We start from the raw sequence: 21,622 nt of genomic DNA, 5'->3' as shown, positions 1-21,622 counted from the left end.
CAGAGATGGTCAGACTACCGGGACGACGGGAGCGCTCGTTCCCAAGGGTGGTGAAAGAGAGACCCTATAAATATCCGACAGCCAGAAGAAAAAATGCCAGTCAGGCTTAACTGACTGGCATTAGGCCAATCGGCCCCTTCGTTATTTCTTGCGAGGATAAAGCTCCTTACGCGCATAAGGTTCAATATCCCCTTCTTTACGCGTTTTCAGCAGCTTTAAAATCCAGGTGTATTGCTCTGGATGCGGCCGCACAAATATCTCAACTTCCTCATTCATTCGCCGCGCCAGGGTGTTATCGTCGGCATCCAGCAAATCGTCCATCGGCGGACGCACATAGATTTCCAGACGATGGGTCTCGCTGTTGTACACCGGAAACAGTGGCACCACGCGCGCGCGACACACTTTCATCAATCGGCCGACCGCTGGCAGTGTTGCTTTATAGGTGGCAAAGAAATCCACAAATTCACTGTGCTCCGGGCCGTGATCCTGGTCCGGCAGATAGTAACCGTAATAGCCCTGACGCACCGAGGCGATAAACGGCTTGATGCCGTCATTACGTGCATGCATGCGGCCACCAAAGCGACGGCGTACGGTGTTCCACACATAATCCAGCAGCGGATCGCTCTGATTATGGAACATGGCCGCCATCATCTGGCCCTCTGACGCCAGCAGCATCGCCGGGATATCCACGGCCCAACCGTGCGGCACCAGAAAAATCACGTTCTCTTTATTGGCCTGCAGGGCTTCGATAATTTCACGGCCGTGCCAGTCAACGCGTTGGCGCACACGAGCCGGATCGCGCATCCCCAACTCAGCCATCATCACCATCGCCTGTGGCGCGGTGGCAAACATACGATCAGCAATCTCTTCGCGCTGTGCTTCGCTTAACTCCGGCAGGCAATAATAGAGATTGATCAACGCACGACGACGCGCACTTTTTGCCAGCTTACCGGCAAACCGCCCCAATCCACCCAAAATCGGGTCGCGCACTTTGGCAGGCAGCATTGCCATGCCCGCCAGCGCACCAATCGCCAGCCAATTGCCCCAGTATTTCGGTTTTAAAAAAGAACGTTGAAAAACGGGAATAAATTCACTGTTATTTTTCTTTCGGGTTTCCATGCACTCGCCTCTGACAATGACGGGACAATGATAGTGACGGTGGTTAATTTTGCAATCATCATGCGTCAGATAGCAAAAAACCGACGAATAATTCGTCGGTTTTTTCAATATTGGCTACAGAAATGGGTTATTTCAGTGCCAGCTGTGGCAGATAACTCTTCACGTCCGCCAGATAGTTGCTGCGATCTTTACCAGTCAGCCCTTCCATACGCGGCAGTTTCGCCGTGAGTGGGTTGACGGCCTGATTGTTGATCCACACTTCGTAATGCAGATGTGGCCCCGTAGAACGCCCGGTGTTGCCTGACAGCGCAATACGGTCACCGCGCTTCACTTTCTGTCCTGGTTTCACCAGCGCCTTACTCAGGTGCATATAACGGGTCATATACTGACGACCGTGACGAATGGCCACATAGTTACCCGCCGCCCCGCCATTTTTGACCATCACCACTTCACCATCACCCACGGCCAATACCGGTGTACCGATCGGCAGCGCGAAATCGACACCCTTATGTGGTGCGATGCGGCCCGTTACCGGGTTAAGACGGCGCGGATTAAAGTTGGAGGAAACGCGATACTGTTTCACCGTCGGGAAGCGCATAAAACCACGGGCAAGGCCTGAGCCGTTACGATCGTAGAATTTGCCATCTTCAGCGCGGAACGCGTAGTAATCTTTGCCACCGGTACGCAGACGCACGCCGAGCAGCTGGCTCTGTGCACTTTTACCATCCAGCATCTCGCGGGACATCAGCACGCTAAAATCGTCACCGGCGCGCAGTTTGCGGAAATCCATCTGCCACTGCATGGCTTTAATGACGTTGCTGGTTTCAGCACTGGTCAAGCCTGCACGCTGGGCGCTTGCACCAAAGCTGCCACGCACTTCACCTTTAAGCACACTATTCTGCCACTCGCCCTTTTGCATCTCCTGCTGCATCTTAAAGCTGCCATTCGGCTGACGCTCGTAAGTGCGGGTTTCGCGGCGATCCACTTCCCAGGTAAAGTTTTGCAGTTGACCATCCGCATCCAGCGTCCAGCTGAGTTGCTGGCCGACACGCAGATTACGGAAGTCTTTATCGCTGCTGACTAAGGCGTTGATATCACTGAGATCAATACCGTACTGATTCAGTGCGCTGCTCAGGGTATCGCCAGAGGAAACGGTGTAATCGTGTTGATTCGGGTTGTCCTGCACATCTTTATCGATGTCATCGGCCGGAATCTCTTCTTCCGGTTCAACCGTGGTCTGATCAATCGGCTCACTGGCTTCGGGTAACAGCGTGCGCAGTTCGTTTTTGTCCAGCGTGATGTCTTTCACGATGGGGGCAACATCATGGGGATGGTAAACGTAAGGCCGCCAGACAGCGACGGCCAGCGTGATAACGGTTAATGAACCCAGCATAACGCGGTGGGGACGCGGCAAATTATTAAATGCGAGGGCGACAGAGCGGGCTATCTGCTGCACTTTTACTTATTCCTCTATGCTCCATTCAGGCAGCTCGCATACTGGCTCGACAACTGTGAGAGGAATTTCACATAGCTGTCTTTGGTTAAGCTGATTCCCATGCCCAGCGGGTCAAGTGTGCCTTTGCGCACGTTGGTTCCGCGAGACACGGCATCGATGACGGCCGGCCTGAATTGTGGTTCAGCAAAAACGCATACGGCTTTTTGCTCAACCAACTGTGTTCGTATTTGATGTAAACGCTGGGCGCCCGGTTGGATCTCAGGGTTGACGGTGAAATGTCCAGCAGGGGACAAACCGTAGTGTTTTTCAAAGTAGCTGTACGCATCGTGAAAAACGAAATAACCCTTACTCTTAACGGGGGCAAGCTGCGCGCCAATATGCTTATCCGCATCTGCTAATTCTGCTTCAAACTGCTGCAGGTTCGCGTCAAGTTTGGCTCTGCTTTGCGGCATAAGTTCCAATAATTTTCCGTGGATTGCAACCGCAGATTGTCGCGCAATCTCAGGTGACATCCACAGGTGCATATTAAACTCACCATGGTGGTGGTGTGTATGAGACGGCTCCTGGTCATCAGACTTATCTGAGTCATGCTCATGATCGTGACCGTGCTCATGTTCGTCCTCGTCTTCACCACCACGAATCAGTAGCGGTTTCACCCCTGGCATCGCCGCTATTTCGAGATTTTTAGCCTCAGGTAACTCTGCCGCTGACTTGGTCAGAAACGCCTCCATTTCTGGTCCAACCCATACCACTAAGTCCGCGTTTTTAATACGTTTTACATCAGAAGGACGTAAAGCATAATCGTGCTCTGAAGCGCCATCGGGCAACAGCACTTCCACTGGCGTCACGCCATCTGCTATGGCCGCTGCGATAAATCCGATCGGTTTAATTGAAGCCACTACGGCTGAGTGCGCGGGCATCGCGCAGGCGGCGGCGAGAGCCGCAGCAGGAAGAGTGAAAGCGAAGCGCTGCTTAATGTGTAACATAATGCGTCATTCCATCGTGACCTGTTGATGAAATGTGATATTATAACATTCGAAATTCAATGCAACCCGTAAATAATATGTCGTCACTTGTTACACTTGAAAACATCTCCGTCAAGTTTTCCCAGCGCCCTGTGCTAGCAGGTATTAGCCTGACACTGGAGCCAGGGAAAATACTTACGCTGCTTGGGCCGAACGGCGCGGGCAAATCGACGCTGGTCCGGACGGTGCTCGGCCTTCTTACGCCTACAGGGGGTAGCGTCAAACGCACCCCCGGTTTACGCATTGGCTACGTGCCTCAGAAGTTGCACATTGACCCGACGTTGCCGATCACCGTTGAACGTTTTATGCGCCTGACGCGTGGCAGCAAGCGAGATGCTATTCTCCCGGCTTTGAAACGCGTGCAGGCCGGACATCTGCTGAATGCCCCCCTGCAAAAACTCTCAGGTGGTGAAACCCAGCGCGTACTGCTGGCGCGTGCCCTGCTCAATCAACCCCAGTTACTGGTGTTAGATGAACCTACGCAAGGGGTTGACGTAAATGGGCAAGTGGCGCTCTACGATTTGATCGATCAGCTTCGTCAGGAGCTCAACTGTGGCGTGCTAATGGTTTCGCACGATCTGCATCTGGTGATGGCAAAAACTGACGAGGTACTGTGCCTCAACCACCACATCTGCTGTTCCGGCACGCCAGAAGCGGTGTCGCAGCATCCAGAATTTATCGCCATGTTCGGCCCACGTGGCGCGCAGCAATTGGCTATTTATCGCCATCATCATAATCACCGTCACGATTTACAGGGACGCATTGTGCTGCGCAAAGGAAATGGTCCGTCATGATTGAATTGTTATTACCCGGCTGGCTCGGTGGCGTGCTGCTGGCGCTGGCGGCGGGTCCGCTTGGCTCGTTTGTGGTCTGGCGCCGCATGTCTTATTTCGGCGATACTCTCGCGCACGCTTCGCTGCTCGGCGTGGCCTTTGGTCTGCTGCTCAATGTGAATCCCTATTATGCAGTGATTCTGGTGACTGTATTTCTGGCTCTGGGCTTAGTGTGGCTGGAGCGTCGTCCGCATCTGGCCATTGATACGTTACTCGGTATTATGGCGCACAGCGCGCTGTCGCTGGGTTTGGTGGTAGTCAGCCTGATGCAGGGTGTACGTGTCGATTTAATGGCGTATCTGTTTGGCGATCTGCTAGCGGTGACACCGGATGATTTGTGGATGATGGGCGCTGGCGTGGCCATTGTACTGGCGGTGATGGCATGGCAGTGGCGCTCACTGCTGTCGATGACCATCAGCCCGGAGTTAGCTCAAGTGGATGGCGTCAACATTCAACGCACGCGCCTGATGCTGATGCTGGTCACCGCCTTGACCATTGGTGTGGCAATGAAGTTTGTCGGTGCACTGATCATCACCTCACTGTTGATTATTCCCGCTGCCACCGCACGTCGTTTCTCCCGTTCACCGGAACAGATGGCCGGTTTTGCGGTGATTATCGGTATTCTGGCGGTCACCGGCGGACTGACGTTCTCCGCCACTTACGACACGCCCGCTGGCCCTTCCGTCGTACTCTGCGCCGCTGTGCTGTTCATCATCAGCATGGCGAAAAAACCGGCAGCGTAATAAAGGGGCCATTAATGGCCCCTCAGCAAATGTCAGATCGTGAAATCGCGCAGCCGGACGAACGCCAGCATTACTCGTCGCGGCTGATGCCGAAATGCTTGTAGGCATGCTGCGTGGCCAGACGGCCGCGCGGCGTGCGCTGAATGAATCCTTGTTGAATCAGGAAGGGTTCAATCACATCTTCAATGGTTTCCCGTTCTTCACCAATCGCCGCCGCCAGGTTATCCAACCCCACCGGACCACCCGAGAACTTGTCGATGATCGCCAGCAACAGCTTGCGGTCCATGTAATCGAAACCCTGATTATCGACGTTGAGCATATCGAGTGCGCTGGCAGAGACTTCACCACTCATCACACCGTTGGCGCGAACTTCGGCGTAATCGCGTACGCGACGCAATAAACGGTTGGCGATACGAGGTGTACCACGGGCACGGCGCGCAACTTCTAACGCGCCCTCTTCACTCAATGCCAATCCTAAGCACGCTGCACTGCGGCTGACGATGTGTTGCAGATCCGGTACGTTGTAAAATTCAAGGCGTTGCACAATACCAAAACGATCGCGCAGCGGCGAGGTCAGCGAGCCCGCGCGCGTGGTGGCGCCAATCAGGGTAAAGGGGGGCAAATCGAGTTTAATTGAGCGCGCCGCTGGGCCTTCGCCAATCATAATATCCAGCTGATAGTCTTCCATCGCCGGATAGAGCACCTCCTCCACCACCGGTGATAAGCGGTGGATCTCATCGATAAACAGCACGTCATGAGGTTCGAGGTTGGTCAGCATCGCAGCCAGATCGCCTGCCTTTTCCAGCACCGGACCAGAAGTGGTACGTAAATTCACGCCCATCTCATTCGCCACAATGTTAGCCAGCGTAGTTTTGCCTAATCCCGGCGGGCCGAAAATCAGCAGATGGTCCAGCGCATCGCCACGCAGTTGCGCTGCTTTGATGAAAATCTCCATCTGCTCGCGCACCTGCGGTTGCCCCACGTATTCCGCCAGGAGCTTAGGGCGAATGGCACGGTCGAGGCTCTCTTCTTCATTTATAGAGACGCCCGAGACCAGGCGATCGGCTTCAATCATGCATTACCTCAAATAGCTGCGCGCAGAGCTTCACGGATCAGCGTTTCGCAATCCGCATCAGGTTTGCCGACTTTACTGATCATGCGGCTGGCTTCTTGCGGTTTATAGCCCAGCGCCACCAATGCAGCAACCGCTTCGGCCTCAGCGTCATTCGCGGCTGGCGCTTCAGACGGCGTGGTCAATGTGAAGGTTGAGTCACTGCCAAACAGATCGCCGTGCATGCCTTTAAAGCGGTCTTTCATCTCCACCACCAGACGCTCGGCGGTTTTCTTGCCGACGCCAGGCAACTTGATCAATGACGCGATCTCTTCACGCTCGACGGCGGTCACAAACTGTTGTGCTGACATGCCAGAAAGGATTGCCAGTGCCAGCTTTGGCCCCACGCCATTCACTTTCACCAGTTCACGGAACAGCGCACGCTCTTGTTTGTTATTGAAGCCGAACAGCAGTTGCGCATCTTCACGCACCACAAACTGGGTGAAGATAATCGCTTCCTGATTGATCTCCGGCAGCTCGTAGAAGCAGGTCATTGGCATGTGCACTTCGTAACCCACACCGTGCGCCTCAATCAACACCAGCGGCGGCTGTTTTTCCAGAATATTGCCTCGTAAGCGACCAATCACCTGAGCAGTTCCTTATGTAATCCTAAAAATACCTGATTGATTTCCGCTGACGTTAAAGCGGCAAGCGAGCGCATGACGATGAACGCACTGAGGTCAGTGATTCAGGTGAACAAGGGTAGCTCGCGCATCAGCCAGTGGAAATATGACGGGTATTTATATCATAAAAAAGGCTGGATCAATATCCAGCCTTCAATGTTTGGGTTTTCGTCAGCCGGACCGCAATCGCCCACGCGTCATCACCAGCTTAGCGTCACTCAATCGCGTGGTATTTTGGCTCAGGTGACAATGGGTGATGGCAATCGCCAGCGCATCAGCGGCATCGGCTTGCGGGTTAGCGGGCAGTTTCAGCAAGGTGCGCACCATGTGCTGAACCTGGCTTTTTTCTGCCCCACCGGTGCCGGTTACCGTTTGTTTGACCTGACGCGCTGCATATTCGAACACCGCCAAATCGAGATTCACCGCCGCCACAATCGCTGCGCCACGCGCCTGGCCCAGCTTAAGCGCTGAGTCCGCATTCTTCGCCATAAATACCTGCTCGATAGCAAAATAGTCTGGCGAGAATTGGGTGATGATTTCCGTCACCCCGGCGTAAATCAATTTGAGGCGAGAGGGTAGATCGGTGACGTTGGTGCGGATACAGCCGCTGCCCAGATAGCTGAGCTGGCGGCCAACCTGACGAATCACACCGTAACCGGTGACGCGCGAGCCGGGGTCAATCCCGAGAATGATCGCCACTACGCGCCTCCGGCTGTTAGGTTAATGGAAAACGCCATTACAGCGTTTCCGCGACCTCATCAGAAATTTCACCATTATGATAAACTTCCTGCACATCGTCGCAATCTTCCAGCATGTCGATCAGACGCAGCAGTTTCGGTGCGGTTTCCGCATCCATTTCCGCTTTGGTGGAAGGGATCATTGAGACTTCAGCGGTATCCGCCTTCAGGCCACCGGCTTCCAGCGCATCACGCACCGCACCCAGCTCTTCCCACGCGGTAAACACATCAATCGCTCCGTCGTCGTAGCTCACCACGTCTTCCGCACCGGCTTCCAGCGCCGCTTCCATGACCGCATCTTCATCCTGGCCTGGCGCAAAGGAGATCACACCCTTTTTGCTGAACAGGTAAGAAACGGAACCGTCGGTGCCGAGGTTGCCACCGGTTTTGGTGAAGGCGTGACGCACTTCGCCCACGGTACGGTTACGGTTGTCACTCAGACACTCGATCATCACCGCTGAGCCGCCTGGACCGTAACCTTCATAGATGATGGTTTCCATGTTGGAATCATCTTCGCCGCCCACACCGCGTGCAATCGCACGGTTCATGGTGTCACGGGTCATGTTGTTGGACAGGGCTTTGTCCATTGCTGCGCGCAGACGCGGGTTCGAGCCGGCATCGCCGCCGCCCAGTTTCGCTGCGGTCACCAGCTCACGGATGATCTTGGTGAAGATTTTACCGCGCTTAGCGTCCTGCGCCGCCTTGCGGTGCTTGGTGTTTGCCCACTTACTGTGTCCAGCCATCTTTACTATTTCTCCGATCTTTAACAGGGTGCAGGCTATCTCACTTGCAATCTTGTCCCCCGGCAGTGCTCGCAATCCTCACGTACAAAAGTACGCTCCGGTTGCTGCGCGCTGGCGGTGAACAACCTTGCTGCGCCGATAACGCCTGACTGTTCAATATTGGGCGGCGTAGAACTGACAATCTGTGCCGATTACGCCATCTGTTCAATTTTAGCGGTGCGAGATAAATGTCTGGCACCGGATTTAAACACGAAGGAAATGCGCTTCGTCGAATTCGTGGAATCTACCTTAATCGTCGCCGGAAAAACGCGCGGCGGCGGGCATTCAGGTAAATTCTTCGATTGCCTGGCGGTTACTCCAGGACTTGGTCAGGGCTGCGGCTGCGGCAGGATCGAGCCAGCGCGCGGCGAGATGCTCCGTAAGTAGGAGATCGCGCTCTTGCGGAAGGGCCAGCCGGAACCAATGTTCGCGGTTGTGCGTGATGCCAGGTGCGTAGCGATGGCGATAGTGCGGGAAGATTTCAAACTCAATGTGTTTGTGGCAATCGTCCAGCACCAGCTGTTCGCCCGCAACGTCGATACCCAGCTCTTCTGACACTTCGCGCTGTGCCGCCTGACGCGGGCTCTCACCCGCTTCGAGGCTGCCCGTTACGGATTGCCAGAAACTTTCATCATCCCGTCGCTGCAGCATTAACACCCGGCCAGTATCTCGCGCAAATATCACCACCAGCACTGAAACCGGATGTTTATAGCCCATTACTTGTTCTCTGACTTTTCTTTCTTCGGAGCCACCAGAATGCCGAGATCCAACAACGCTGCCGGGTTGGCTTCGCTTGGCGCTTCGGTCATCAGGCACGCCGCTGCAGTGGTTTTCGGGAACGCGATAACATCACGGATGTTGTCGGTGCCGGTCAGCAGCATAGTCAGACGGTCCAGACCAAAGGCCAGGCCCGCGTGCGGTGGTGTGCCGTATTTCAGGGCATCCAACAGGAAGCCAAACTTCTCGCGCTGCTCTTCTTCGGTAATACCGAGAATGCTGAATACGGTCTGCTGCATGTTGCCGTTGTGGATACGCACGGAACCGCCACCCACTTCGTAGCCATTGATCACCATATCGTAAGCGTTCGCCACGGCCTGCGTCGGGTCGACCGCCAGCTGTTCAGCCGTCAGTTCTTTAGGCGAGGTGAACGGGTGGTGCATCGCAGCCAGACCGCCCTCTTCATCCGCTTCAAACATTGGGAAGTCGATGACCCACAGCGGTGCCCACATGCTTTCGTCAGTAATCTTCAGATCACGGCCCACTTTCAGACGCAGTGCACCCAGCGCATCAGTGACGATTTTGGCACGGTCAGCACCGAAGAAGATCAGATCGCCATCTTGCGCAGTGGTGCGGTTCAGAATCGCTTCAACGATTTCAGGCGTCAGGAACTTCGCCACCGGGCTCTGTACACCCTCGAAGCCTTTTGCACGCTCGTTGATCTTCATCCACGCCAAACCTTTGGCGCCATAGATCTCAACAAATTTGGTGTACTCATCAATCTGCTTACGCGTCAGCGCTGCACCACCCGGCACACGCAGCGCGGCAACACGACCTTTCGGATCGTTAGCCGGGCCAGCGAACACCTGGAATTCCACGCTTTTCAGCAGGTCAGCCACGTCCACCAGCTCCATTGGGTTGCGCAGATCGGGTTTGTCAGAACCGTAACGGTTCATAGCTTCAGCAAAAGTCATTTGCGGGAAGTCACCGAGATCCACGCCTTTCACGTCCATCCACAGTTCACGAATCAGACGCTCCATCTTTTCACGCACCTGCTCGGCGGTCATGAAAGAGGTTTCCACATCGATCTGAGTAAATTCTGGCTGACGGTCAGCACGTAAGTCTTCATCACGGAAGCATTTTACGATCTGATAGTAGCGGTCAAAACCAGACATCATCAGCAGCTGTTTGAACAGCTGAGGTGACTGTGGCAGTGCGTAGAATTTGCCTTTGTGCACGCGGCTTGGCACCAGATAGTCACGCGCACCTTCTGGCGTGGCTTTGGTCAGCATCGGGGTTTCGATATCGAGGAAGCCCTCGTTATCCATAAAGCGACGCACGAAGCTGGTGATTTTCGCGCGGGTTTTGAGACGCTGCGCCATTTCAGGACGACGCAGATCCAGATAGCGATAGGTCAGACGCGCTTCTTCGCTGTTGGTCTGGTTAGAGTCCAGCGGCAAAGGTTCAGCGCGGTTAATGATGTTCAGCGCATGGGCAAACACTTCGACATCGCCGGTGGCCATATCGCTGTTGCGGTTTTTCTCTTCACGCGCACGCACGGTGCCGGTGATCTGGATACAGAATTCGTTACGCAGCTCAGAGGCCAGCTGGAAAGCGTCCTGATGATCGGCGTCGAAGAATACCTGAGCGATACCTTCACGGTCGCGCATATCGATAAAAATCAGGCTGCCCAGATCGCGACGGCGGTTAACCCAACCGCAGAGAGTGACTTGCTGACCCACGTGAGACAGATTGAGCTGTCCGCAATATTCTGTACGCATAACGTATCCTTTTAACTTCGCCGCTGCTGCCAGACAGCATCAGGCCGCGTAACCTTCTGAGATGCTGTCGCAAAAAAGGCGGCTATTATAATGGAAAAACCCAGGCAGGATAAGTAGAGCCAGATCAAAGCGGGCAAAACATTGCGGTTTATCGCGCGGATTTTCCTGCCGACACCAAAACAGGGTACATTACCCGGCCTATTCCCGCCCGTAAAAGGATCAGGAGCCGCGTTTGACACTTCGCATTGGATTACCGCAATGGCAGCATCCCCGCTGGAAGCAGTATGGCCTGGAAACCCTGGCGGATTACGCCCAGCTGTTTGACTGCGTGGAAGGCAACACCACGCTGTATGCGCTGCCCTCGCCGGAAGCAGTGATGCGCTGGCGCGATATGACTCACGATGACTTTCGCTTCTGCTTTAAATTTCCCAACAGCATCAGCCATAAAGCCGCGCTTCGGAACTGCGATGAACTGCTGAACGAATTCTTCCGCTTGCTCGATCCGTTGAGCCAGCGCATCGGGCAGTATTGGCTGCAACTGCCGGCGGCCTTCTCACCCGCGCAACTGAAAGACTTGTGGCTGTTCCTCGATAGCCTGCCGCGCGGGTTTAGTTATGGCGTTGAAGTGCGCCACGAGCAGTTTTTTGCCAAAGGCGAGGCTGAGCGCGCGTTCAACCGTGGCCTGCTGGAACGCGGCGTGAATCGCGTGATCCTCGATAGCCGTCCGGTGCACGCCTCGACTTCGCAAAGCGCCGCCGCCGTGGACGCCCGGGCGAAAAAACCGCGCGTGCCACCGCATGCCGTGCGCAGCGGTTCGCAACCAATGGTGCGCTTTATCGGTAGCGATAGCGTGGATGAGAGCGTGCCGCTGTTCCTGCCTTGGCAACATAAACTGGCGGAGTGGCAGACGGACAGCGATCCGATGCTGTTTATCCATACGCCGGATATGGGCGAGGTGTTTCCCTTACTGCAGGCACTGTGGCCTCAACTGTTGCAGCTTGAGCCTTCGCTGCGCAATCTGCCCGACTGGCCGCAACAAAGCAGCTTGTTCTAAACTCAAAGCGGGTGCAGCCTGCGGGACTTTCTGACAGAATAGCGCCCTTTCCGATTCCTCTCTCCGGACTTTCCATTATGTCTGACCGCGATACGCTATTCTCTGCGCCCATCGATAAGCTGGGTGACTGGACCTTTGACGAGCGCGTGGCTGAAGTCTTTCCCGATATGATTCAGCGCTCGGTGCCGGGTTATTCCAACATCATTTCGATGATTGGCATGCTGGCAGAACGCTTTGTGAAGCCTGATAGCCAGGTTTACGATCTCGGCTGCTCGCTGGGTGCCGCCACGCTCTCTGTGCGCCGCAATATTCATGTGCCCGGCTGCCAGATTATTGCCGTGGATAACTCTCCGGCGATGGTGGAGCGTTGCCGCCGTCACATTGACGCTTTCCGCGCAGATACGCCGGTGCAGGTGATTGAAGCGGATATTCAGGACATCCACATTGAAAACGCTTCGATGGTGGTGCTGAACTTTACCCTGCAATTTCTTGAGCCGCCTGCGCGCCTGGAACTGCTGAAAAAGATCGCTAAAGGCCTGAACCCTGGCGGTGCGCTGGTGCTGTCTGAGAAATTCAGCTTTGAAGATGGCGAAGTGGGCGAACTGCTGTTCAACATGCATCACGACTTCAAGCGCGCTAACGGTTATAGCGAACTGGAAATCAGCCAGAAACGCAGCATGCTGGAAAACGTCATGCTCACCGACAGTGTAGAAGCGCATAAAGCGCGTCTGAAAACTGCCGGATTTGCCCATGCGGAATTGTGGTTCCAGTGCTTTAACTTTGGTTCTTTGGTAGCGTTGAAATGATTGATTTTGGCCGTTTTTATCAGCAAATCGCCACCGGCCCATTGGCGAGCTGGCTGGAAGTTTTACCCGCACAAGTCGCAGCCTGGCAGCGCGAGAATCTGCACGGTAAATTCCGCGACTGGGAAAAGTCAGTGGATTACCTGCCGCTGCTGAACCCGCAAACGCTGGATCTGGTCAACAGCGTCACGGCCACGGCTGACGATCTCACCGATCGCCAACGTCTTGGTATTGAAAACCTGTTGCGCAACCTGATGCCCTGGCGCAAAGGTCCTTATTCCCTTTACGGCACCGAGATTGATACCGAATGGCGCTCGGACTGGAAATGGGATCGCGTGCTGCCGCATATCTCGCCGTTAACCCATCGCACGGTGCTGGATGTCGGCTGCGGTAGCGGCTATCACATGTGGCGTATGATCGGCGCAGGCGCGAAGCTGGTGGTCGGCATCGATCCGATGCAGCTGTTCCTGTGTCAGTTCGAAGCGGTGCGTAAGCTGCTGGGGGACGATCGTCGCGCCCATCTGCTGCCACTTGGCATCGAACAACTGCCCGCCTTGCAGGCTTTCGACACGGTGTTTTCCATGGGTGTGCTGTATCATCGCCGCTCGCCGCTCGATCATTTATTGCAGTTGAAAAACCAGCTGGTCAGCGAGGGAGAGCTGGTGCTGGAAACGCTGGTCGTTGAGGGCGATGAAAACACCGTTCTGGTGCCGGGTGAACGCTATGCGCAGATGCGCAACGTTTACTTTATTCCGTCTGCTGCCGCGCTGAAAGGCTGGCTGGAGAAGTGTGGTTTTGTCGATGTGCGCATCGCGGATTACGCGGTGACGTCAGTGGAAGAGCAACGTCGCACCAGCTGGATGACCAGCGAATCGCTGTCCGAGTTCCTTGATCCTAACGACAGCAGCAAAACCATTGAAGGTTATCCAGCACCGCTGCGCGCGGTGCTGGTAGCACGCAAACCGTAATGCTTAACGCCGCGACAGCGCCAGCTTCGCGGCGAAACCGATAAACACACAGCCCGTCAAACGATCCATCACTTTCAGCACTGTTGGACGACGCAGATGCGCCGCAAAATACTGACTGCCGCCAATCAATATCGCATTCCATACCAAGCCAATAATCATATGCGTTAACGCCATCAGGGTGCACCATAGCGCCACTGACGCACCGGCCGGAATAAACTGTGGCAGGAAAGTGACATAAAACACACCGACTTTCGGATTTAACAGATTGCCGAATAATCCTCGCGAGAAGCAGGCGAAATAGCTCTGCTCTTTGCCCTGCACACTTTGACTCTCTTCCGCCTGGGTGCGGGGATTCAGCAGCAGTTTAATGCCGAGGTATAACAGATAGGCGGCGCCGACCCACTTCAACAGGTTATACGCCATTTCGGAAGCCAGCAGCAGCGCGCCAAGACCCAGCCCCACTGCTACGCCCCACACCAGACAACCCATGGTGACACCCAATGCGGTGGCTGATGCCCTCTTCCAGCCTTGCGCGGCTGCGGAACGCAGCACCAGCGCGGTATCAAAGCCTGGCGTTAACGTCAGAATAGTAATGGCAAAAAGAAATGAAAATATCAGTGTCATGGCGAGCTCCCTGTCAGTTCGCCGCTATCTTAACCTTGCCGCAACATCTTGACGATAGTTACCTTCCGTCAGCAATTGATAATAATTCTCAACTTGCCAGTAATGGTTAAATCTCCGTCATTTATCTGTGTCACTTTATCGTTAACGGCTTTTCTCACATCAAGGAGTTGTCGCTATGAGTAAATTCATTTTTTCTTCTCCGCGTAAGTATGTCCAAGGTGCAGGTGTGCTGGATGAATTGGGGACCTATGTGGCCGAGTTGGGCCAGCATGCATTTTTGGTCGCCGATGACATCGTCTGGAAACTGATTGGTGAACGCACACAGAAAACGTTAAAAGCGGCGGGCATTGAGTTCAGCTGGCAGCAGTTTAACGGTGAAGCCTCCAGCAACGAGATCAATCGTTTAACGCAACTGGCGAAATCACAAGGCAGTAATGTGGTGGTGGGCCTTGGCGGCGGTAAAACGCTGGATACCGTAAAAGCGATTGCGGATGAGCTTAAGCAGCCGGTCGCCATTGTGCCGACCGTGGCCTCGACGGATGCGCCCTGCAGCGCGCTATCCGTGATTTATTCCGACAGCGGCGTATTTGAGAGCTATCGCTTCTACAGCAAAAACCCGGATCTGGTGCTGGTGGATACCGCGGTTTGTGCCGGTGCGCCTGCTCGTTTGTTCGCCTCCGGCATTGCCGATGGTCTGGCCACCTGGGTTGAAGCACAGGCCGTGCTGCGCTCGCACGCCAAATCGATGGTCAACGGCGATCCGACCATTGCAGGCACCGCCATTGCGCGTGCTTGTGAAGAGACGCTCCTGACATGGGGCTACAGTGCTTACACCGCTGTGAGTGAAAAACGCGTGACGCCTGCCGTCGAAGCCGTGGTGGAAGCCAATACCCTGCTTTCAGGACTCGGATTCGAGAATGCCGGATTGGCGGGTGCGCACGCCATTCATAATGGCTTTACCGCGATTGATGGCGATATCCATCATCTGACGCACGGCGAGAAAGTCGCTTACGGCACGCTGACGCAGATGATGCTTGAGCAGCGTCCGGATGAGGAGATTGCGCGCTATATCCGCTTCTACCGTTCCATCAAAATGCCGACCACGTTGAAAGAGCTGCATCTGGAGAACGAGTCCTGGGAGAATCTGCTGCGCGTCGGGGCGCTGGCGAACAGCGAGGGGGATACATTGAAGAACCTCAACCCGAACTTGTCGCCAGAAGACATTGCTAACGCGATTGTCGCAGTGGATGCCTTCAGTAAAACCGTGCAGTAAAAGAGGTTGGGCGCACCGCGGTGCGCCCGGATAAGACGCCTTTATTCCCCGTCATCAGCTACGGCTGGCGGGCGATCCCAGTACTGATATTTGTACGCAGAACTCAGGTGGCGCTCGATGGTGCCTTTAGCAAACACCTCGGTTTCATGCAGATAACTTAGCGTACAGTTGCCCACCTCATCCCATAACTGGCACTCGTCAACTGAACTTAAGGTACTGACAGGCGTGGTAGCGAAGCCATTAAGCCGCAGCTCTCGCCACTGCTTATCATAACTGTAGGTGTCTTTACCGCGTGCACTGGACGATGAGGTGACCAGCCCTTGTGGATTCCAGCGCCAGGTGCTCTCTCCGTTGGTCATCACATCACTGCCGCGCGCGACGCTTTTCTCCAGACGAAAATGTTTGTCGTAGCGGTAAGTGGTATCGGTGAAGCCATCCTTGCCCATGCTGGTAAATTTGTCGGAAGAACTGATGATGTTGCCATGCTGACCCATTTGCCAGCTGATGGTGCCCTGACGGTTATCCACCACTTCCTCTTTGCCCGCTTTTACCACTTTGACCAGGTAGGCATACTCCGCCACCCAACCTCGCTGCACGCGGGCGATGTGCTGTTCCATGGTCAGCACCACGTTGCCTTCGTTCTTGTCATACGTAATGTCGGCAACCATCAAATCCCCGCACTGATCGAACTGCCCCAGCACGCGTTTTTGCGAATCGACATCTTTACCAAACTCACCGGCTACGACCTGACGTACCGCGCCTTTGGCATCACCACCCAGCATGATCCAGTTGTTGCTGCTGGTAATATTTTTGCTCAGAGGCGGACAGGCAGTGCTCACCGCCAGCGCTGAACCAGACAAGGGAAACAACAGCACTAAAACAGCACAAGAGTAGGATTTCATGAATGTTATCCGCGCTAAGCCATAAAGTAATCAAAGCATCTTTTTTAACAATGCGCTATCAACGGCTGTACAGCAGACAAAAAGAACCCCAGCAAAACTCACTGGGGTTTGGTACTTGCAAACATCACGTCAGAGTTTTGGCGTGCTGCGCGGCAAAAGGGGTACGAACTCAGGCGACACGAACTGCGGTCATTTCCAGCATACTTTTCATCGCTTCGACCACATCGCCGTCGACACAAGTTCGGCTGAATTCGTCGACTTCTGCTTCGGAGCACATAGAGACACCGGCTTTACGGTAGCGCATCGGCGAAGCAACCAGTCGGCTGGCGGAGCTGTGAACTTCCTGCAGACCACTATCGATAAATTTCTGCAAATTGCTCAAACGAACACCCGCACCGGCCATAATAATTGGACCCGTGCTCAGTTCATTTAGTTCCCGCAACAATGCAATTCCAGTTTCCGCGCTCTGCTGCTGGCCGGAAGTCAAAATACGCGCAACGCCTAAATCCGTCAGTACGTCCAGCGAACGTTTGGGGCTGTGGCACAAATCAAAAGCGCGGTGGAAGGTCACCGCCATGCCATCACTGAGCGCCATGATCTGCCGCATGCGCGCAATATCAACATGGGCATCTTCATCCAGCATGCCGATCACCACGCCAGGGAAACCGAGTTCACGCATCAGTGCAACATCGGATTTCATCACCTCAAATTCCTGTGCGGTGTAACAAAAATCGCCGCCACGCGGGCGAACAATCGGGTGAACCGGTATGGACAGTTCACGTTGTGCGGCTTCCAGCACGCCAGCTGACGGCGTCAGCCCGCCTTCGCGTGGGGCACTGCACAGTTCCACGCGATCGGCACCGGACTGCTGTGCAGTCATTGCACAGTCGATGCCGTAGCAACAAATTTCCAGTTTCGTCATAGCTTGCTCCTTTTCATGACTTCTGGCTCGAGAGGATGGCTTAAGTTAGTCTGCTTAATTGGACAGTTTACGTGGAAACCTCACTATGGCATTCGATTTTGATCAATGGATAGACCGTCGTCACAGCGATAGTTTGAAGTGGCACAAATATGGCGATCGTGATGTGCTGCCTTTATGGGTTGCAGACACTGATTTTCGCTCGCCGCCCTGCATTATTGAGGCCATTAAAAAACGCGCCGATCACGGTGTTTTTGGCTATGGCGGCACACCCACAGGATTGATTGATATCACTGTTTCCCGCCTGGCGCAGCGCTACAACTGGCATATTCAGCCGGAATGGATCGTTATGCTGCCTGGCGTCGTCAGTGGTCTTAACCTTTCGGTCCGCGCGTTTACCGAGGCTGGGCAACGCACAGTCGCGCCAACGCCGATTTATCCACCGTTCCGCGCGGCCTCAAAACTCGCCGAGCGTGAACAGATCAACTTGCCGCTGCATTTACAGCATGGCCGCTGGGTCGTCGATCTCGATACGGCTGCGATGCAGGGCAATGAACGCCTGCTGATGCTGTGCAATCCGCAAAACCCCGGCGGCACCGTGTATCGTCGCGAGGAATTGGAGGCGCAACTGGCGTTTGCTCAGCAACACGATTTAATCGTTTGTTCTGATGAAATTCACTGTGATTTGATTTTGTCGCCCGATGCCCGCCATATTCCTTTTGCAGCATTGAGTGATGATGCCGCACAGCGCAGCATTACGCTGATATCGCCTTCGAAAACCTTCAACATCGCCGGTCTGGGCGCATCAATGGCGATCATCCCCAATCCCGAGTTACGCAAACGTTTTAAGCAGGTGCGCGAAGGCATTGTGCCTGGCGTAGATATCCTGGCGTTGGTGGCAGCAGAAGCGGCCTGGCGTGAAGGCGATGCGTGGCTGGAGGCGCAAATCGACTATCTGCGAGCCAATCGCGACTGGCTGGTGGCGCAAGTCAATGCGCTTCCCGAACTGCAGATGAATTCGCCCGAAGCCACCTATCTCGGCTGGATCGATGCCAGTCAGCTGGATGTGGCCAGCCCCGCGCTCTATTTCGAAAAACACGGCCTCGGTTTTTCACCCGGCCGCGATTTCGGTGATGATAACTTCGTGCGCTTTAACTTCGGCTGTACGCGCGCCTTGCTGGAACAGGCGGTAAGCAGATTGCACAGCGCGGTCATCGCCCGGCGTTAACCTTGCTCACTGGCAACAATCTCTTCCAGTCGCCATGGATGAAACTTGATGGTGGTTTGCCCGTCCGTCACCGCCAGTGTCGGGTTGGGCAAACGCTCATTTTCACCTTTCGGCGCACTGGTTTTAAATGAGATGCCGGGTTGCGTCAGCGCATGATCGGAGAGCAATGCCATCGCGCGCATGCCCAAGGTTTCTGGCTCACCACGCAACACGATTTCCACATGTTCCCAGCCTTCATGGCGATACAATTTCTCACCCGGCCAGGGTAACTCAATCACATCAACCTGCCATCCGGCGAGATTTAACGGCCGATGCAATTTAAACAAGCAGATCGGCCGCCCGTTGATCATCGCTTCGGAAAACTGACTGCCCATTTGCAGTAATCCTGCCTTCCAGCGCTCGGCCGTGGCGAACTGATGGCAGCGCACCGCCAGGTGATCGGCCTCATGTTCGGATAACTGCAGCCCTAATCTTTCAGCAAATTGCTGCAAAGACTGTTCAAATCGAGCCAGGTCTTGTTCTAAATCACTCAGTTCCGCAGGAAAATTCATCTCAACACTCCAGATACATCAATATCAGTTCAATTATTTTAATCAATTTAAAAACAGCAGCGCTTCAGAATCCGCTTGACAAAGTCGTCGGATTCCTCCGATTTCATCATGGAAAAGACCTGAAACCGCATAAATAGGCCCTCTCTTTAGGATTATTCGCCTAAATAGGTCCAGCGGTTACTTTATGAAAACACCTTAAATCACTGTTAATATTAACGATAATTAATACAATGAGATAAGTCTTATTTCAGTTGCAAACAATTGCAGCTTGATACCCTTTCTTATAAATTTGTGTTTCACAACTACAAGGAATGGCTCTATGTCTATGCTCATTGTTGTCGCGGTCCTGATTGCATTGATGGGATTTGCAATTTCCCGCCACTGGAAGGTGCGTGAAGACAAAAGCGTTAAAAATCCTCGTCGTCACCCGCGTCGCCGTTAATCGGCGCGCGGGTTGCTGTTACCCGCCATTGCGCATGCTAAAAGCTGACGCACTTTAACATTTCACGTATACTTCCCCTCTTATTTTTCCGTCCCGCCGCGCTGTTGCGGGATGAAGGCATCGGCTCGCCGCCACTGGCGGGCCTTTTCAGCATATGAAGGTAACGCGGTGAATATTCAGGCTCTTCTATCCGATAAAGTCGGTCAGGCAATGGTAGCGGCGGGTGCGCCAGCAGATTGTGAACCTCAGGTTCGTCAGTCGGCTAAAGTGCAGTTCGGCGATTATCAGGCAAACGGTATCATGGCTGTGGCGAAAAAGCTCGGTCAGGCTCCGCGCCAGCTGGCTGAACAGGTGATTCAGCATCTGGATCTCGCCGGCATCGCCAGCAAAGTCGAAATCGCCGGCCCCGGCTTCATTAATATCTTCCTCGATCGCAACTGGTTGGCTACTCAGGCCGCGCAGGCTCTGCAACTGCCGCGCCTTGGCGTCAGCAGCCTCAAGCCACAAACCGTTGTCATTGACTACTCGGCACCCAACGTCGCCAAGCAGATGCACGTCGGTCACGTCCGTTCCACTATCATCGGTGACGCTGCGGTACGTACGCTGGAATTTCTCGGCCACAACGTGATCCGCGCCAACCACGTCGGCGATTGGGGTACTCAGTTCGGTATGCTGATTGCCTATCTGGAAAAGCAACAGAATGAGCACCACGAAGATATCGCGCTGGCGGATCTGGAAGAGTTCTACCGGGAAGCCAAGGTCACCTATGATGCGGACGAAGCCTTCGCCGAACGCGCCCGTGGTTACGTGGTGAAACTGCAAGGCGGCGACGAATATTGCCGTGCAATGTGGAAAAAACTGGTGGATATCACCATGAGCCAGAATCAGGAAGTCTATGACCGCCTGAACGTGACGCTGACGCGTAAAGATGTGATGGGGGAAAGCCTGTACAACGATATGTTGCCTGGCATCGTAAGCGATTTGCGTGAAAAAGGGCTGGCCGTAACCAGCGAAGGCGCAACCGTGGTGTTCCTTGATGAGTTCAAAAACAAGGAAGGCGAAGCGATGGGCGTGATCATCCAGAAAAAGGATGGCGGCTACCTCTACACCACCACCGATATCGCCTGCGCCAAATACCGCTATGAGACGTTGCATGCCGACCGCGTGCTTTACTACATCGATTCGCGCCAGCATCAACATCTGCAACAGGCGTGGACCATTGTGCGTAAAGCCGGATACGTGCCCGAGTCTGTGCCGTTGGAGCACCATGCGTTTGGCATGATGCTGGGCAAAGATGGCCGTCCATTTAAAACCCGTAGCGGTGGCACCATTAAGCTGGCCGATCTGCTGGATGAAGCCGTTGAGCGTGCGCATGCGCTGGTCAGCGAAAAAAACCCGGAAATGTCAGCGCAGGAGCTGAAAGATCTGGCGGAAGTGGTGGGTATCGGCGCGGTGAAATATGCCGATCTGTCAAAAAGCCGCACCACCGATTACATCTTCGACTGGGATAACATGCTGGCGTTTGAGGGCAACACTGCACCATACATGCAATATGCCTACACGCGCGTGCTTTCTGTGTTCCGTAAAGCCGGCATTGAAGCTGACAGCCTGAGCGGCGACATCGTGCTGACCGAAGAGCGTGAAGCGCAACTGGCAACTCGCCTGTTGCAGTTTGAAGAAGTGATCACCCAGGTTGCGCGTGATGGCACGCCGCATGTGATGTGTGCTTACCTGTACGATCTGGCAGGCCTGTTCTCAGGCTTCTACGAGCACTGTCCAATCCTCTCCGCCGAGGATGAGCAGGTGCGTAACAGCCGTCTGCAACTGGCTGCATTGACCGCTAAAACGCTGAAACAAGGTCTGGATACGCTGGGTATCAAAACCGTCGAGCGTATGTAGTAACAAAAAACCCGCCTCGGCGGGTTTTTTAT

At 54.4% G+C, this 21,622-nt stretch carries 23 protein-coding genes; 10 read left to right on the top strand and 13 right to left on the bottom strand.

What is annotated here, in order from left to right:
• Positions 1 to 110 (top strand): hypothetical protein (locus FD744_RS25700; protein ID WP_237449393.1); only part of this gene is annotated, 110 nt, incomplete at its 5' end.
• Positions 111 to 141: 31 nt separating this feature from the next.
• Here FD744_RS25700 and lpxM read toward each other — a convergent pair.
• From lpxM to znuA, 3 genes are all read right to left on the bottom strand, one after another.
• Positions 142 to 1,119 carry a lauroyl-Kdo(2)-lipid IV(A) myristoyltransferase gene (gene lpxM, locus FD744_RS23195; RefSeq protein WP_038646521.1) on the bottom strand — a complete coding sequence of 326 codons (978 nt, stop codon included), beginning with the start codon at positions 1,117 to 1,119 and terminating at the stop codon, positions 142 to 144.
• A gap of 127 nt (positions 1,120 to 1,246) precedes the next feature.
• Positions 1,247 to 2,575, bottom strand: coding sequence for a murein DD-endopeptidase MepM (gene mepM / locus FD744_RS23190; protein WP_045816051.1), 1,329 nt, complete (start codon positions 2,573 to 2,575; stop codon positions 1,247 to 1,249).
• Between the two features lie 14 nt (positions 2,576 to 2,589).
• Complete coding sequence (gene znuA, locus FD744_RS23185; protein ID WP_058960184.1) at positions 2,590 to 3,561, bottom strand: zinc ABC transporter substrate-binding protein ZnuA; 972 nt, start codon at positions 3,559 to 3,561, stop codon at positions 2,590 to 2,592.
• Between the two features lie 77 nt (positions 3,562 to 3,638).
• On the opposite strand from znuA, the gene znuC reads away from it, so the two are divergent.
• Positions 3,639 to 4,394, top strand: a complete 756-nt coding sequence (gene znuC / locus FD744_RS23180) for a zinc ABC transporter ATP-binding protein ZnuC (protein ID WP_097117250.1) — start codon at positions 3,639 to 3,641, stop codon at positions 4,392 to 4,394.
• Complete coding sequence (znuB, locus tag FD744_RS23175; protein WP_160869635.1) at positions 4,391 to 5,176, top strand: zinc ABC transporter permease subunit ZnuB; 786 nt, start codon at positions 4,391 to 4,393, stop codon at positions 5,174 to 5,176. Before znuC ends, znuB begins: the two co-directional genes overlap by 4 nt.
• Positions 5,177 to 5,246: 70 nt before the next feature.
• On the opposite strand, the gene ruvB is transcribed toward znuB, so the two are convergent.
• The 6 genes from ruvB to aspS all read right to left on the bottom strand — a co-directional run bounded on the left by ruvB (position 5,247) and on the right by aspS (position 10,927).
• Positions 5,247 to 6,251 carry a Holliday junction branch migration DNA helicase RuvB gene (gene ruvB / locus FD744_RS23170; RefSeq protein WP_097116855.1) on the bottom strand — a complete coding sequence of 335 codons (1,005 nt, stop codon included), beginning with the start codon at positions 6,249 to 6,251 and terminating at the stop codon, positions 5,247 to 5,249.
• Positions 6,252 to 6,259: 8 nt separating this feature from the next.
• Entirely contained in the window at positions 6,260 to 6,874 is a 615-nt protein-coding gene (gene ruvA, locus FD744_RS23165) for a Holliday junction branch migration protein RuvA (RefSeq protein ID WP_034828652.1), read from the bottom strand.
• A 207-nt stretch (positions 6,875 to 7,081) separates the two neighbouring features.
• Entirely contained in the window at positions 7,082 to 7,609 is a 528-nt protein-coding gene (gene ruvC / locus FD744_RS23160; RefSeq protein WP_160869633.1) for a crossover junction endodeoxyribonuclease RuvC, read from the bottom strand.
• Between the two features lie 37 nt (positions 7,610 to 7,646).
• Entirely contained in the window at positions 7,647 to 8,390 is a 744-nt protein-coding gene (locus FD744_RS23155; protein WP_034828649.1) for a YebC/PmpR family DNA-binding transcriptional regulator, read from the bottom strand.
• 324 nt (positions 8,391 to 8,714) lie between these two features.
• On the bottom strand, positions 8,715 to 9,146 hold the full coding sequence (nudB, locus tag FD744_RS23150) for a dihydroneopterin triphosphate diphosphatase (protein ID WP_034828648.1): 432 nt from the start codon (positions 9,144 to 9,146) through the stop codon (positions 8,715 to 8,717).
• Complete coding sequence (gene aspS / locus FD744_RS23145) at positions 9,146 to 10,927, bottom strand: aspartate--tRNA ligase (RefSeq protein ID WP_160869631.1); 1,782 nt, start codon at positions 10,925 to 10,927, stop codon at positions 9,146 to 9,148. Before aspS ends, nudB begins: the two co-directional genes overlap by 1 nt.
• Positions 10,928 to 11,159: 232 nt before the next feature.
• On the opposite strand from aspS, the gene FD744_RS23140 reads away from it, so the two are divergent.
• The 3 genes from FD744_RS23140 (at position 11,160) to cmoB (ending at position 13,752) form a co-directional block, all read left to right on the top strand.
• Positions 11,160 to 11,981: a DUF72 domain-containing protein gene (locus FD744_RS23140; protein WP_160869629.1), complete on the top strand. Its 822-nt coding sequence runs from the start codon at positions 11,160 to 11,162 to the stop codon at positions 11,979 to 11,981.
• A 77-nt stretch (positions 11,982 to 12,058) separates the two neighbouring features.
• Positions 12,059 to 12,787: a carboxy-S-adenosyl-L-methionine synthase CmoA gene (cmoA, locus tag FD744_RS23135; RefSeq protein ID WP_034828642.1), complete on the top strand. Its 729-nt coding sequence runs from the start codon at positions 12,059 to 12,061 to the stop codon at positions 12,785 to 12,787.
• Positions 12,784 to 13,752: a tRNA 5-methoxyuridine(34)/uridine 5-oxyacetic acid(34) synthase CmoB gene (gene cmoB / locus FD744_RS23130; protein WP_160869627.1), complete on the top strand. Its 969-nt coding sequence runs from the start codon at positions 12,784 to 12,786 to the stop codon at positions 13,750 to 13,752. Before cmoA ends, cmoB begins: the two co-directional genes overlap by 4 nt.
• Before the next feature lie 3 nt (positions 13,753 to 13,755).
• Here cmoB and FD744_RS23125 read toward each other — a convergent pair whose 3' ends face one another.
• A complete protein-coding gene (locus FD744_RS23125; protein WP_160869625.1) occupies positions 13,756 to 14,376 on the bottom strand; it encodes a LysE family translocator in 621 nt (206 codons plus the stop codon).
• A 175-nt stretch (positions 14,377 to 14,551) separates the two neighbouring features.
• On the opposite strand from FD744_RS23125, the gene FD744_RS23120 reads away from it, so the two are divergent.
• Positions 14,552 to 15,649, top strand: a complete 1,098-nt coding sequence (locus FD744_RS23120; protein WP_160869623.1) for a glycerol dehydrogenase — start codon at positions 14,552 to 14,554, stop codon at positions 15,647 to 15,649.
• Positions 15,650 to 15,690: 41 nt separating this feature from the next.
• On the opposite strand, the gene FD744_RS23115 is transcribed toward FD744_RS23120, so the two are convergent.
• Complete coding sequence (locus tag FD744_RS23115) at positions 15,691 to 16,551, bottom strand: hypothetical protein (protein WP_034828634.1); 861 nt, start codon at positions 16,549 to 16,551, stop codon at positions 15,691 to 15,693.
• A 169-nt stretch (positions 16,552 to 16,720) separates the two neighbouring features.
• The gene (gene cutC, locus FD744_RS23110) at positions 16,721 to 17,473 is read right to left on the bottom strand and encodes a copper homeostasis protein CutC (RefSeq protein ID WP_160832822.1); all 753 of its coding nucleotides are present in this window, start codon (positions 17,471 to 17,473) and stop codon (positions 16,721 to 16,723) included.
• A gap of 85 nt (positions 17,474 to 17,558) precedes the next feature.
• On the opposite strand from cutC, the gene FD744_RS23105 reads away from it, so the two are divergent.
• Positions 17,559 to 18,698 carry a MalY/PatB family protein gene (locus FD744_RS23105; RefSeq protein WP_058960194.1) on the top strand — a complete coding sequence of 380 codons (1,140 nt, stop codon included), beginning with the start codon at positions 17,559 to 17,561 and terminating at the stop codon, positions 18,696 to 18,698.
• On the opposite strand, the gene FD744_RS23100 is transcribed toward FD744_RS23105, so the two are convergent.
• On the bottom strand, positions 18,695 to 19,249 hold the full coding sequence (locus FD744_RS23100; protein WP_160869621.1) for a VOC family protein: 555 nt from the start codon (positions 19,247 to 19,249) through the stop codon (positions 18,695 to 18,697). The genes FD744_RS23105 and FD744_RS23100 overlap by 4 nt on opposite strands.
• Before the next feature lie 319 nt (positions 19,250 to 19,568).
• Between FD744_RS23100 and FD744_RS25865 the strand changes: the two genes are divergently transcribed.
• Complete coding sequence (locus tag FD744_RS25865) at positions 19,569 to 19,691, top strand: hypothetical protein (protein ID WP_007889544.1); 123 nt, start codon at positions 19,569 to 19,571, stop codon at positions 19,689 to 19,691.
• A 168-nt stretch (positions 19,692 to 19,859) separates the two neighbouring features.
• A complete protein-coding gene (gene argS, locus FD744_RS23095; protein ID WP_045832925.1) occupies positions 19,860 to 21,590 on the top strand; it encodes an arginine--tRNA ligase in 1,731 nt (576 codons plus the stop codon).
• Positions 21,591 to 21,622: the final 32 nt, after the last annotated feature.

It is taken from the genome of Pantoea sp. Taur (assembly GCF_009830025.1).
Classification (GTDB): domain Bacteria; phylum Pseudomonadota; class Gammaproteobacteria; order Enterobacterales; family Enterobacteriaceae; genus Pantoea; species Pantoea communis.
This window is presented reverse-complemented; position numbering and strand designations above follow the sequence as displayed.

Excerpts from the sequence above, each read along its gene's own strand:
- cmoA (WP_034828642.1), top strand. The coding sequence starts at position 12,059 with ATGTCTGACCGCGATACGCTATTCTCTGCGCCCATCGATAAGCTGGGT.
- cutC (WP_160832822.1), bottom strand. The coding sequence starts at position 17,473 with ATGACGAAACTGGAAATTTGTTGCTACGGCATCGACTGTGCAATGACT.
- znuC (WP_097117250.1), top strand. The coding sequence starts at position 3,639 with ATGTCGTCACTTGTTACACTTGAAAACATCTCCGTCAAGTTTTCCCAG.
- cmoB (WP_160869627.1), top strand. The coding sequence starts at position 12,784 with ATGATTGATTTTGGCCGTTTTTATCAGCAAATCGCCACCGGCCCATTG.
- FD744_RS23100 (WP_160869621.1), bottom strand. The coding sequence starts at position 19,249 with ATGAATTTTCCTGCGGAACTGAGTGATTTAGAACAAGACCTGGCTCGA.
- FD744_RS23155 (WP_034828649.1), bottom strand. The coding sequence starts at position 8,390 with ATGGCTGGACACAGTAAGTGGGCAAACACCAAGCACCGCAAGGCGGCG.
- aspS (WP_160869631.1), bottom strand. The coding sequence starts at position 10,927 with ATGCGTACAGAATATTGCGGACAGCTCAATCTGTCTCACGTGGGTCAG.
- ruvB (WP_097116855.1), bottom strand. The coding sequence starts at position 6,251 with ATGATTGAAGCCGATCGCCTGGTCTCGGGCGTCTCTATAAATGAAGAA.
- FD744_RS23115 (WP_034828634.1), bottom strand. The coding sequence starts at position 16,551 with ATGAAATCCTACTCTTGTGCTGTTTTAGTGCTGTTGTTTCCCTTGTCT.
- znuA (WP_058960184.1), bottom strand. The coding sequence starts at position 3,561 with ATGTTACACATTAAGCAGCGCTTCGCTTTCACTCTTCCTGCTGCGGCT.
- nudB (WP_034828648.1), bottom strand. The coding sequence starts at position 9,146 with ATGGGCTATAAACATCCGGTTTCAGTGCTGGTGGTGATATTTGCGCGA.
- znuB (WP_160869635.1), top strand. The coding sequence starts at position 4,391 with ATGATTGAATTGTTATTACCCGGCTGGCTCGGTGGCGTGCTGCTGGCG.
- FD744_RS23120 (WP_160869623.1), top strand. The coding sequence starts at position 14,552 with ATGAGTAAATTCATTTTTTCTTCTCCGCGTAAGTATGTCCAAGGTGCA.
- FD744_RS25865 (WP_007889544.1), top strand. The coding sequence starts at position 19,569 with ATGTCTATGCTCATTGTTGTCGCGGTCCTGATTGCATTGATGGGATTT.
- lpxM (WP_038646521.1), bottom strand. The coding sequence starts at position 1,119 with ATGGAAACCCGAAAGAAAAATAACAGTGAATTTATTCCCGTTTTTCAA.
- FD744_RS23125 (WP_160869625.1), bottom strand. The coding sequence starts at position 14,376 with ATGACACTGATATTTTCATTTCTTTTTGCCATTACTATTCTGACGTTA.
- FD744_RS23105 (WP_058960194.1), top strand. The coding sequence starts at position 17,559 with ATGGCATTCGATTTTGATCAATGGATAGACCGTCGTCACAGCGATAGT.